This window comes from Metasolibacillus sp. (genome assembly GCF_025291715.1).
GTDB classification, from domain to species: Bacteria; Bacillota; Bacilli; order Bacillales_A; family Planococcaceae; genus Metasolibacillus; species Metasolibacillus louembei.
The window spans coordinates 72,475-85,467 of the sequence record NZ_JAMBIZ010000006.1; the positions used below are offsets into that span (position 1 = coordinate 72,475).

The 12,993-nt window shown below is 37.2% G+C and carries 11 protein-coding genes; 7 read left to right on the forward strand and 4 right to left on the reverse strand.

The features are described 5' to 3' along the window. The first annotated feature begins 6 nt into the window (after positions 1-6). Entirely contained in the window at positions 7-1,329 is a 1,323-nt protein-coding gene (locus M3Z76_RS06240) for a CitMHS family transporter (RefSeq protein WP_293921752.1), read from the forward strand. A gap of 32 nt (positions 1,330-1,361) precedes the next feature. Here M3Z76_RS06240 and M3Z76_RS06245 read toward each other — a convergent pair whose 3' ends face one another. The 3 genes from M3Z76_RS06245 to M3Z76_RS06255 form a co-directional block, all read right to left on the reverse strand. Then, positions 1,362-2,342, reverse strand: a complete 981-nt coding sequence (locus M3Z76_RS06245; protein WP_293921750.1) for a diaminopimelate dehydrogenase — start codon at positions 2,340-2,342, stop codon at positions 1,362-1,364. A gap of 291 nt (positions 2,343-2,633) precedes the next feature. Beyond that, on the reverse strand, positions 2,634-4,406 hold the full coding sequence (locus tag M3Z76_RS06250) for a cation:proton antiporter (RefSeq protein WP_293921748.1): 1,773 nt from the start codon (positions 4,404-4,406) through the stop codon (positions 2,634-2,636). Positions 4,407-4,488: 82 nt separating this feature from the next. Further along, on the reverse strand, positions 4,489-5,535 hold the full coding sequence (locus tag M3Z76_RS06255; protein ID WP_293921746.1) for a DmpA family aminopeptidase: 1,047 nt from the start codon (positions 5,533-5,535) through the stop codon (positions 4,489-4,491). A gap of 271 nt (positions 5,536-5,806) precedes the next feature. On the opposite strand from M3Z76_RS06255, the gene M3Z76_RS06260 reads away from it, so the two are divergent. After that, positions 5,807-6,832: an AI-2E family transporter gene (locus M3Z76_RS06260; protein ID WP_293921743.1), complete on the forward strand. Its 1,026-nt coding sequence runs from the start codon at positions 5,807-5,809 to the stop codon at positions 6,830-6,832. A 38-nt stretch (positions 6,833-6,870) separates the two neighbouring features. Here M3Z76_RS06260 and M3Z76_RS06265 read toward each other — a convergent pair whose 3' ends face one another. Then, positions 6,871-8,121: a helix-turn-helix domain-containing protein gene (locus M3Z76_RS06265; protein ID WP_293921741.1), complete on the reverse strand. Its 1,251-nt coding sequence runs from the start codon at positions 8,119-8,121 to the stop codon at positions 6,871-6,873. Between the two features lie 198 nt (positions 8,122-8,319). Here M3Z76_RS06265 and M3Z76_RS06270 point away from each other — a divergent pair, with 198 nt between their 5' ends. The 5 genes from M3Z76_RS06270 to M3Z76_RS06290 all read left to right on the forward strand — a co-directional run bounded on the left by M3Z76_RS06270 (position 8,320) and on the right by M3Z76_RS06290 (position 12,951). Next, positions 8,320-9,615, forward strand: a complete 1,296-nt coding sequence (locus tag M3Z76_RS06270; RefSeq protein ID WP_293921740.1) for an MFS transporter — start codon at positions 8,320-8,322, stop codon at positions 9,613-9,615. An 89-nt stretch (positions 9,616-9,704) separates the two neighbouring features. Continuing rightward, positions 9,705-11,018 (forward strand): YcdB/YcdC domain-containing protein, encoded by a 1,314-nt coding sequence (locus tag M3Z76_RS06275; RefSeq protein ID WP_293921739.1) that lies wholly within the window; start codon positions 9,705-9,707, stop codon positions 11,016-11,018. An 11-nt stretch (positions 11,019-11,029) separates the two neighbouring features. After that, positions 11,030-11,599, forward strand: a complete 570-nt coding sequence (locus M3Z76_RS06280) for a DNA-3-methyladenine glycosylase I (protein WP_293921737.1) — start codon at positions 11,030-11,032, stop codon at positions 11,597-11,599. After that, on the forward strand, positions 11,592-11,966 hold the full coding sequence (locus tag M3Z76_RS06285) for a YybH family protein (RefSeq protein ID WP_293921735.1): 375 nt from the start codon (positions 11,592-11,594) through the stop codon (positions 11,964-11,966). The genes M3Z76_RS06280 and M3Z76_RS06285 overlap by 8 nt, the downstream gene beginning before the upstream one ends. 4 nt (positions 11,967-11,970) lie before the next feature. Then, positions 11,971-12,951 (forward strand): S66 family peptidase, encoded by a 981-nt coding sequence (locus M3Z76_RS06290; protein ID WP_293921733.1) that lies wholly within the window; start codon positions 11,971-11,973, stop codon positions 12,949-12,951. Positions 12,952-12,993 lie beyond the last annotated feature (42 nt).

Here is a 12,993-nt window from a genome sequence, read left to right on the forward strand (position 1 = left end):
GTATAAATGAGTTTAAGTATTATCGGGTTTATTACAATAATTGTAATTGTTGCATTATTAATTAGCGGTCGTGTATCACCGCTCGTAGCGATGGTAATACCACCTGTTATTGCTGCATTAATTGCTGGCTTTAGCGCTAAAGATTTAGGGGAGTTTTTTAACTCAGGATTAAATTCTGTTATGAGTGTAGCAGTCATGTTTATTTTTGCAATTATTTTCTTTGGTATTATGCAGGATACAGGTTTATTTGATCCTATCATCACTAAAATGATTGCGCTTTCACGAGGGAACGTTGTCGTAGTTGCTGTTATTACTGTATTAATTGCGGTAGTGGCACAGTTAGATGGCTCAGGTGCATCGACATTTTTAATTACGATTCCAGCACTGCTACCACTTTACTTACGTTTACGTATGAACCCTTATTTACTTCTACTATTGGTAGCAGGCTCCGCAGCAATTATTAATATGATTCCATGGGGCGGACCATTAGGACGAGTTGCTTCGGTATTAGAGACAGATGTGACGGAGCTATGGTATCCATTAATTAAAATTCAAATCATTGGCATTATTTTAATGCTTGCTTTAGCTATCTTTATGGGAATTTTAGAAAAGAAACGAATTTTAAAAGAGTATGGGACACTTAATTTTAAAGATGAAGATGTATCAATGGCACAAGGAGTTGTATCGACAGAAATTGATACAAGCTTACAACGACCTAAATTAATTTGGGTAAATGCAATTATTGCTATTGCAGTTATCGCAATATTAGTATCAGGCATTTTACCAGCGGGCTTAGCGTTCTTAATTGGTGTAGCAGTAGCGCTGCCTGTCAATTACCGTACGCCAAAGGAGCAAATGGCACGTGTACAAGCACATGCACCGAGTGCTTTAACAATGGCTTCAATCATTATTTCGGCAGGGTTATTTTTAGGTGTTTTAAATGGTACAGGTATGTTAACAGCGATTGCCAATGATGCGGTAAAAGTATTACCAACAGCGTTATCTAGCTATTTACATATTATTATTGGTGTATTAGGTGTACCATTTGATTTATTATTAAGCACCGATGCTTATTATTTCGCATTATTCCCTGTTGTTGAACAAATCGGTTTATCCTTTGGTATCGATTCATTCTCTACAGCATATGCAATGATTATTGGGAATATTGTTGGAACATTCGTTTCGCCATTGGCTCCAGCCGTTTGGTTAGCATTAGGGCTATCTGGTTTAGAAATGGGCAAACATTTAAAGTTTTCGTTTTTATGGATGTGGGGATTAAGTATTGTACTATTGATAATTGCCGTATTATTAGGTGTTATTGCAGTTTAATAAAAGAGCCGAGGCAGACGCCTCGGCTCTTCTTATAGTAATTCTTTACGTAATTCAGCTGCTGATTTTGGTGATAGTAAGCCGAATGGAATGTCGAAAACAGTTTTTGCTCCGTGATCGCCTGCTTGCTGTAAACGATGAGCTGCACGCGCATATGCCACAAGTACACTTGAAGTGAAGTTTGGATTGCTTTCAAGCTTCAAGGAAAACTCTAGAATTTGCTTGTCATTTGCGCCACTTTCCCCACTTCGGATGACGAATCCGCCATGCGGCATACCAGTGTGGTTTGCTGTAAACTCTTCCTCTGTAATAAAGTTTACTGTTGTATTGTATTCGTCAAAATAATTAGGCATTGTTACGATTTCTTGCTCAATTTTCGCTGCATCTGCGCCATCTTGTAATACAACCCAGCATTCGCGAGCATGTTTTTCACGTGTAGATAGCTCAGGGCTTTCTCCATTGCGAACACGTTCAACAGCTTCTTTAATTGGCAATGTGTACTGAACAGCATGTTTCACGCCTTCAATACGGCGCACTGCATCAGAATGCCCCTGACTCAAGCCATCTCCCCAAAAAGTATATGTTGTACCTACAGGTAAAACAGCTTCGCCAATTACACGGTTTAATGAGAATAAACCTGGGTCCCAACCACTAGAAATAACAGCTACCTTTTCAGATTTTTGTGCAGCTGCATCTACAGCCTCGAAGTGCTGTGGAATTTTTGCATGTGTGTCAAAGCTATCAACGATATTAAACCATTGTGCAAAATGAGGGCTTTGCTCTGGTAAGTCTGTTGCAGAGCCACCACATAAAATCATAACGTCAATGTCATTCTTAAACTTTTCTGCATCATCTATTAAATATACCTTTGCATCGCTAGCAATTTTCACTGTTGCTGGGTCACGACGTGTAAAAACCGCCACTAGCTCCATATCAGGATTTTGAGAGATTGCATGTTCTACACCACGACCTAAATTGCCGTAGCCTACGATACCAACTCGAATATTCGTCATCTGATTACCTCCCAGTACTTGTAATAATGAAGTAAATATATATGTTTTATTTACATTTACTTCATTATCATACTTTCTGTTTAAAACATTCACAATAGTTTGATTATATATTTTTTGTGACAATTAAATGAAAGAAGAATTCAGTATAAAGTGTTTATGCACCCATATAGTCAACATTTTGATATTGTTGTGAAGTCCACACAGGAAGGACAAGTACTCAGAAAAATGAGGAATTTCACATAATGATAAATAGCCAAACGTATCCAAGACGGACAACGTTTGGCTAAAAAATTATACTAAGCTAATAATTGTATGTGGGCTGTGCTTAATTTTATCGTATTCCTCCACCATATTGAGAATAAGCTCACCTTCAGCTGTTAATGCGTAAATCATTACGGCATTTGGGTTTTGTTGACTGTAGTCATCAATCGTGTAGACATCTGTAATCTTTGTTTGCCTCAAGCTCGCTCCATGTTCAATAAGATAGTTTAATTCATGAATATCGATATGATTTTGCACGAGTACTTGCCCACCATATTTACGTGAATAGTTAGCAGGGTCAGCAGAATGTAGTGCTGTTTGATAAATATTTTTACGCCCTAAGCTTGGTACAAAATCTGCACAAATTAGTACATTATAAGCATCCTGCATTGTAGCAGCTATCAATTGATTGTAGGGTGTTAAATCTACATGAAATTCGGTGTGCTCACTTAAAATATCGCCAACCTCTGTTTTAACACCGCTTTTTCGTGCGGTAGATAAATCCTCCCATGAACGATCCATTAATAATACATCAATATTGTTTTGCTGTAGAGATATAGCAAGCTCATTTGTAAATGCTGAAGCACCAACAATAATAATACCTTCACTATTTCCAGCCTGTAATCCAAGCTTTTTCGCTAACCAACCAATGCTAAAGCCATGTGCTATAACGGTTGCAAAAACAAGTGCTAATGTTAACGCAGTTAATAATTCTGCACTCTCAAAGCCAGCTTCTTGTAATGCTGTTGCGAAATAACCGGAAACGGTCAATGCAACAATACCACGTGGTGCAATCCAACCGATTAAAGCCCGTTCCTGTAAGGAGAGTCCAGCATTAATGGTTGATAGCCATATGGATAATGGTCGCACAACAAACATCATTGCTAATACAAAAAGCAACATGCGCCAATCAAAAATTTGTACAAGCGTATCTAGTGTAAGAGAAGCTGTTAGCATAATAAAGACAGTTGAAATTAAAATGACAGAAATATTTTCTTTGAAATGTAAAAGGTCATGGTGGCTTGTTAAGTGCATATTCCCCATAACTAAGCCCATTACTGTAACAGCTAATAGTCCTGTTTCATGCATAATGGCATCACTTAATGAAAAAACGATTAACACAGTGGCAAGAAGCATAGGAGATTTTAAAAATTCAGGAATAATCCCTCGTTCCAAGGCTTGTCCTGTTGAAAATCCTACGACACCACCAAGTAATGCAGCTAATAGAGCTGAAATAAAGAACGTACCGAGTGATGTACCACCTTCCAACTGATAAAGTGCTAAGACAACTTGATAAGCAAATAGTGCAAGTAATGCACCAAATGGGTCAACAATAATTCCTTCCCATTTTAAAATAGCGGCAGGTCGCTCTTTTAATTTTGCCTGACGTAGCAATGGAAGGATAACTGTTGGTCCCGTTACAATGAATAATCCACCGATGACAAAGGCAACAGCCCAAGGCAAACCAGCGACGTAATGTGCAGCAGCTGATCCAGCAAGCCATGCGATGGCTGCACCGATTGTTGAAATGCGTGTAATTGACTTTCGAAAGCCACGAATTTCGCGGAAATCAAGACTTAAACTACCTTCAAACAGAATAACAGCAACAGCTAATGACACGACTGTTTGGAAAATAGGGCCAAATGTTTCTTGCGGTACAACAAGTCCTGTAAATGGCCCGATAATCAAGCCAGCTATACTCATCACAACGATAGCTGGCATGCGGAAACGCCACGCTAACCATTGAGAAAATAATCCAATAAAGACAACAAAGGCTAATTGAAATAGCAATGTCTCAAACATATGTATCACCTGCTTTACTAAGAATCTATGATTAAGAAGTTTAAAATACCCTTTTTTCTAAATAGTTAAACATGACTCCTGTTTAAAATTGAAATGCATGCACAGTATGGCCATTGCGACCTATTGTCGTTTTCGCTTGTGCTAAAGAATTTAAAATTGCCTCCTCGGTCGCCTCCGCAGCTGCGGCAAATAATTGATTCATTACAGGGTGATCCTCGCGTAGCTGCGTCCGTGCTTCGAATAATTCCTCAGTTTTGTGTGGAATTGTGCGAGCCGTTGTAAATCCAATGACAATATCGCCACTGCCGTGTGAAAAATGACTGCCTGTACGACCAAGACCGATGCCACAGCGTTTAATGACACGTTGCAGCTGTCTGCTACTAAGTGGTGCATCTGTTGCTAAAACGATAATGATGGAGCCATCTGTAGGAGCTACTGTATCTGGATGTTGCTTAGTTTTGGCTGAATAGCGCTCAGCTAAAAAATCCTCTTTGCGTCCGAAATTACTCAATACTAAGCAACCAATTGTATAGCTGATTTCTTCATTAGCTACCACGATGCGTGAGGATGAGCCGATACCGCCTTTATAACCAAAGCAAACCATACCTTTACCTGCACCAATTGCTCCTTCAGCTATCGTATCATTCGTTGCATTGTGAATGGCTTTCATTGCGTGTACAGGTGTAATTGCACAGTGTCGAATCGAATTCAAATTGCTGTCATTGCATTCACCAACGACAATATTAATTGTCCCTGTTGTTTGACCTATTGCTTCATTTGTCTCAAGCATATACTGTAATGTTCCTTGTGTGACAGCAGGTACGCTAAATGTATTTGTCAGCATAATAGGGGCTTCTAGTACACCAAGCTCATTCACTTGCACAAGCCCTGTTGTTTTACCAAAGCCATTTAATACATAGCTAGCAGCTGTTACTTTTTGCTCAAATAAATTGCCAGTGTGAGGTAGTATTGCTGTGACGCCTGTACAAACGTAATCACCTTGGTCATTTAAAGGCTCATCTAGTGTAACATGGCCGATTTGAACGCCTTCAACATCTGTAATGCAATTTTTAGTGCCTGTTGGTAGTTGTCCAATAATAATTCCGTATTCCCGTAGTTTTTTGCTCATTTTTAAACCTCCTAAAATATCTAAATAATTGAATGAATGATTTATGAGAAAAATTTTATCATTAAATTTCAAATTCGAATAATAATTCTTTGGTTCTATTCGCTATCAACGGTATAATAATGAATAGATTATGGATAGGCTAAATGATGTTAAAGTCACATTTTTAAAGCTTTCGAGAAAATACGGAGGCTAAAAAATTTGAAAAACAAAAGGAGGTCGCTGCTACTAGACAGGCCGACAATAAGGCTTTGTCCATATTTTGAGTAGTAGAATGCTTGTGTGGGATTTTTTTAGAAGTCATGGCTTTAAACGGTTTATGATTTTGCTTGGTATCGGGGTTGCATTATATTTAATGCGCAGTATGCTCGATCTCATCCTGTTTACATTTATTATTACATATTTAATGAATCGCTTAAGCACAAAGCTAACAAGCACCATTAGAAAATATGTGCCTATAAAAGAAGCGGTCATTACAGTTATTATTTACTTATTGTTTGTCGCAGGAGTTGTTGGAACGGTTTATAAATATTTGCCACTCGTCTCACAGCAAATTACACAGCTCTTTAATTTGATGATGAATTTTAATATTAATCCAAATGAAAATGAAATTACGAAGTATTTAGCACCAACAATTGAAAAAATTGAGCTGGAGCAATATTTGCAGCAAGGTGTTAATTTTATTGTGGAAAATATTACGAATATTGGGAAGTTGCTTTTACAAATTTTAATTGCAGCGATTTTAAGCTTATTTATAATGCTTGATAAGCATCGCATTGTTGAATTTACGATGAAGTTTAAAAAGAGTAAGATTGCTCCTTTATATGATGAGTTAGAATACTTCTCGAAAGTATTTATTCGTTCTTTCGGCAAAGTAATTGAGGCACAATTTATTATTGCAACAGTGAACTGTGCATTATCTATTATTGTTTTATCATTTATGGGCTTCCCACATTTAATCGCATTAGGGGTAATGATTTTCGTACTTGGTTTAATTCCAGTAGCAGGTGTTATTATTTCATTAATTCCGTTATCGATTATTGCCTATAGCATCGGTGGTTTTATGTATATCGTTTATATTTTAGTTATAGTCGTTGTTTTACACGGTATTGAGGCATATTTCTTAAATCCGAAGCTAATGTCAGCGAAAACAGATTTGCCGATTTTTTATACGTTTATGGTAATCTTATTCTCTGAGCATTTTTTAGGCGTTTGGGGACTAATTATTGGTATTCCATTGTTTATGTTCCTGTTAGATGTGCTCGATGTTACGTCATCGAAGCAGAAAAAGCTAGAATAAATAAAAGTGAGGCTGTTGAGAGCATAATCTCAACAGCCTCATTGCATAATGCGCTCATACGCTTGCAGTATGAATTGCTTATCTAATGTATCTTTAAACTCCTTCACGCCATCCATTGCGTACAATATATCGCGTTTTGCATTTTCTATATCGCCTTCTTCATAGTAACAAAGTGCTCGAACGGCATAGGAGCGATAAATAATGGCTAAATCAATAGGGTGGATTGTAGCTTCGGGTACGAATAATGTAGCTAAACATTTTTTGGCTTCACCATATTGTTTTAACTGCCAATGCGCATAAGCGTGTTCTCCATTAATAAATACCATAGCATGATTTAATGCATCTTCAGGTAGACGATGATTATCAATAGTTACTGCTAATGCTTTAAGATAATCATGCTCAATTCGATTAATATAAAACAATGTAGTTAAAGAATACAGTATCTCGTCAAAAGGATTTTCGAAAAGCTCCATAAATAACCTTAATTTGTTCAAGTAATATTTACTTTTTTCAGCATCTCCCTTTGAGCAATTGATGAAAAATAATAAACGATAAAAATCATTAAAGCGATATAAAACTCCTTTTTCCTTCGTTATATTTAAAGCTAAATTTAAATACTCCTCCATTTTGATGTCGTCATTTAATGCCGCATAAATAACAGTTAAATTGTAGTAATAGTCAAGTTTTTCAAAGTCACCAATTAAATAATTATAACGTTCAATATATTTTTTAGCGTCTAATAAATAGTGGAGTGCTTGTTCAAGTTGATGTTGTCCAAATTTAATGCCGCCTAAACGAGTAAAGCATTCTAATACTTTAGAATAAGCATGAATGTTTTCATACATTTTAGCTAAAGGTAAAAATGGCTCGATAGAACGATCAATTTTTAGTAAATAACGCACTAATAAATAAAGTTCCAGTAGTCGTACTTCTTCGTAATTACTTCCTTTTAAGCTTCCTGACTGCATTAAAGGCTGAATCAACTGTAACAACTCTTGTCCCTTTATTTCACGCTGTTCTTTATTAAACTCTTTTTTAAATTGTGAATATAACTGTTCTACTTGCATGAAAGTTTCACGCACTTGCTTGTTATCCTCTGATTGTATTAATTCAGCAACATCTATTTCAAGCTGACTTGCAATATATTGTAAGCTCTCCATCGAAGGCTGGGCTTTGCCATTTTCGATTAAACTAAGCATGCCCTTTGTTAGACGATCTCCTGCTACTTGTGCCAACGTCATCTTGCGCTCTTTGCGTAGCTCTTTTATTTTTGCCCCTATATTTAACATAAGGTCTCACCTCGCTATATGCAATTATAGCAAATAAATAAATTATAGGGTATTAATTTTAATTAAATTAAACAAATTAATGCTTATTCTGAGGGATTTTGAATATTTATTTAAATTTAATTAAACTTTTTGTTGCATTCTGAAAATTCGTGTTTTACAATAAGTTTAATTAAATTAAACAAAAGGGTGTGAAACGAGATGGATGAAAAATTAAAATATAAAAAATCAACGTATCATTTGTACACGTTTTTAGTAAGTAAAATGATTGGTGCGCTTGGTTCAAGTGTGTATACATTCGGCATTAGTATGTACATTCTGTCGATGACAGGATCATCTTTAAGCTTTGCTGCAAATCTTTTATTCAGCATTGTGCCAAGAACGATTATTTCTCCAATTGCAGGGCTAATAGGGGATAAAGTACCAAGGAAATGGCTTGTACTTGGTGGGCAGGCAGGTGTAATTTTAACAGTTAGTACATTACTTCTTTATACATGGACTGTGGGGCTATCTTTAACAGCAATTTACTTAGCAACATTGTTTAATAGTATCTTTAGCTCGTTTTCTAGTGTAGCATTTTCAGCTTCAATCTCGAATTTAGTGGATGGGGAGCGCATTCAAAAGGCGATGAGCTTTAATCAACTATCGCTTTCAGTATCAGGCATTGGTGGACCGATTGTAGGTGGGATGTTGTTTGGCTTTGCTTCAATGGAAGTATTTTTAGCTATTTTTATTATCGCAGCAATTATTACACTATTGCTAGAATCAACGATGAACTTTACATTATATAAAAAGCCAGTAGTAGCATCTGCACAAAAAGAAACGATGCTGCAAAGCTTTAAAGCAGGGTTTGTCTATTTAAAAACAAAGCCTGTTGTACGTGCCATTTTATGGACAGCGTTATGGTTAAATTTATTTTTCACTTGCTTGAGTGTAGGTATCGGCTTTGTGCTGTTAACAAATTTAAAATTCCAGCCACAATTAATTGGCTTCATTGAAGCGGCAGCGGCGATTGGTATGTTAATAACAGCGATTTATTTAGCTACTCGCAGCAATTTAAAATTTCCATTGGTTGTTGTTAAACGTTCAACGTTGTTGATGGCAATATCCGTTATTCTAGTAGCTGTACCATTATTATTTAGCTGGTCAAATACGGTCAACTTTATTTATTATTTAGTGCTAATGTTTGTTGCTGGCGGGTTTGGCGTTACAACAAATACACCAATAGGGGTTATTATGCAAACATCAGTAGATGAGGAGTACAAAGGGCGTGTATTTGGTATTGTAGAAATGATGGCAATGAGCATGATGCCCTTAGGAACGTTAATATACGGTGTTTTATACGATATGATGCCAGCACAATATGTTTTAATAGTCAGTGGTACGATTTTAATAGCAATCGTTTTAATATTATTGCGCGGCTCTGTTATTAGAATGGCACATCCAGAGTTAGAGGATAAAAGGAAATTGAATATGTTAGAGGAAGTAGAAGGGTGAATGCCCTTCTTTTTTCTTTGGAAATAGTTGTATAAAATGAGAAATTGAATTATAATGGAGGGAACGTATATTCTGTTTGGGGGTTAGTTATGAATCATCAGCAGTTAAAGGAACGAGCATTATGTATTGCAAAGCCACCGCAGCATTTTCAGTTAATATTTGAAGAGATTAATGCACAGCCAGGGGAAGAATCTTTATTTGTTTGGGAAGGCGATCAAGAAAGCATAGAAGTACAGTTGGATTACAATGGTACAATCACAAGCTATGCTGTTTCAAAGGAAAGCTTTGGGGTACCAAGGGATAAAGAAATATCGCTGGAGGAAAGACGTAAGCTTGCGGATCAATTTTTGCTGCAGTATTATCCAGATGCTTTAGCTGACTTTACTTTTTATAAGTCCAAATTGATAGATGAAGTTGAGGAATTTTGCTATGGGCAGCTTGTAATGAATTTACCATTAGCGAATGCAGGGATTTTCATTACTCTTGATAAAGCGGGGAATTTAGTCGGGTTAATGAATATGGGGAAGCTGCAAATACCTGAAATTCCCAAAAAGCTTGTTGATAAAAATGCTTTATACGACAATGCTAAAAAGCATCTACGCATGCGCTTAGCAATTACTGAAATTGCAGGACAACTACGTCTTATTTATGAGCTAGATGATGTATATCCAGTTTATCAAGCTAATATTTTAGAACCCGTTATCTATGAATATAAACGTAAGACGCACTATGACGTATTGCCGCCATTAAGGATAACTTCTAACAAATCGTTGGAGGAAATATTAGGGATAGGTAGTGAACTACAAGTAATTGACGAAAGCGTATATAACAATGTGAAAAGGATTGTTTGGGCTGAGGAACAAGAAGAAGGCTTATATGAGGAAACAGCTCATGTAAGGATAGATATAAATACAGGTCAGCTTTTAGGGATGAGATGGTTCAAAGAACGTCAAGGCAACTTGCAGCTTAATGATGAGGAGGCATTACAAAAGGCGATAGCATTTTTACAGCTCATTGCGCCTGAAGTATATCCTTATTTACAGTTGGAAGTAGAGGAGAAGGTACAATCTCCTAGATTTATATTCCGTTTAATAACAGCACAAAATATTAAAACACATTTTAGGGTAGCTATAATGATTAATTATTCGACAGGTGATGTGGAGTCTTATCATAGTGGACGTATTCATATGGAAGCATTGCAGCAAATGCCTAGCATGCCAGCGATTTCAGCACAGCAGGCAAAGAAAATTTTCTTAGCACATTTAGATTTTCGTTTAGCATGGAGGATGGGCAATGAAATGGGTAGCTCTGTACTGATGTATGATTGCTATGATAAAAAAACAGGGCAAGAGCTAGGGTATGTTGATGCATTAGATGGCACAGTCATCACATTTCGAGACTAGGGGGATAAAGTATGCAACGTTGTGGATGGGTAAAATTAGATGAACCGTTATACGTAGAGTATCATGATAAAGAATGGGGCAAGCCTGTTTATGATGATCAAAAGCTTTTTGAAATGATTTGCTTAGAGGGGGCACAGGCGGGATTGAGCTGGTGGACGATTTTACAAAAGCGCGAAGGCTATCGTGAGGCCTTTGATGACTTTAATGCGGAGAAGATCGTGCACTATACAGAGGAGAAACTAGCTGAGCTAAGAGAAGATACACGTATTGTACGCAACCGTCTAAAAATTGCAAGTGTCGTTACGAATGCACAAGCTTATTTACGCATGCAAGAACAGCATGGTTCTTTTTCAAACTATATTTGGCAATTTGTTGACCATCAACCGATTGTTAATCATTGGAAGACATTAGCTGAAGTGCCTGTTACAACAATAATTAGCGATAAAATGAGCAAGCAACTGAAGAAGGACGGCTTTAAATTCGTTGGTAGCACAATTTGCTATTCTTTTATGCAGGCAGTTGGTATGGTGAATGATCATGTGCAAAACTGCTTTTGCTATGAGGCGAAGACCGATGAATAATTCATGTGAGCAAGCATTAACGAGCTATATAGAAGCTACAAATTCACATGATTTTGCGAATGTTCAACGAATGCTTCATCCAAATGTTGTTTATTGGTTTACAGATAAAAAGTGTGGAACAATGACAGACATCCAGCATTATTTTGAAAATGCTTGGAATCTCATTAAAGAGGAAGTATATGAAGCAAGAGATGTTGAATGGCTTGTCACAAATCGAGATACTGCAACCTGTCTATATACTTACCACTACTCAGGCTATTATGAGGGGGAGTATGTTTCGGGACAGGGTAGAGCGACAAATATTTTTGTGAAGAATGAATATGATGATTGGAAGTTAATACATGAGCATTTGAGTAAAGGGGAGTAGAGGAATGAAAAAAGGAGATACAATCGGTATTTTTACACCATCTTCTCCTGCTACAGTAACAGCACAAGCACGCTATGTGCGAGCAAAGAACTTTTTGATGGCAAAGGGCTTTCAAATTATAGAAGGAAAACTAACGGGTAAATCGGATGTCTATCGTTCAGGAACACCGAAAGAGCGCGCAGAGGAGCTCAATGAATTAATTCGTAACCCAGATGTGAAGATGATTATGTCAACAATCGGCGGGACAAATTCCAATAGCATACTGCCATATATTGACTATGAGGCATTTAAGGCAAACCCTAAATATGTTGTTGGTTATTCAGATGCAACGGCTGTTTTGCTCGCACTTTATGCAAAAACGGGCATTGCTACATATTATGGTCCAGCCCTTATTCCTTCATTTGGTGAATTCGAGCCACTTGTCAACGATACATATGACTATTTTGAAAAGTATTTTACGGAACAACTAAGTGTTCCGTATGAAGTGCCAATGCCTATCTTTTGGTCAGATGAGCCTGTCAATTGGCTTGAAAAAACAGCTGAGAAAACGCTTTTTACGAATGAATGGCTAACAGGGCAGCCTGGAGTAGCAGAGGGACGCTTGATCGGTGGTAATAATAATGCGATGTACGGCTTTATCGGAACAGAATATTTCCCTGAAATTCAGCAAGGTGATATTTTATTGATTGAAGATTGTATGAAGGATGCCTCAGTAGTTGAAAAAAACTTTGCGATGCTCAAGCTGCACGGAATTTTTGAGCGTGTCGGCGGTATTATTTTAGGCAAGCATGAGCGCTTTGATGATTTAGGTACTGGTAAAACGCCGCTTTCTCTTTTGTTCGAGCAGTTGGATGGAAAGGACATGCCGATACTTGCTGAATTTGATTGCTGTCATACACATCCGATGCATCCGTTAGCAATAGGCAAAAGAGTTCGCATGGATGCGACGGCTAAGAAAGTGTATTGCGTGGAGCCTTGGTTATAAGGAACGTGGAATACGTTCATTAAAAAAGAACTGTCGGGAATT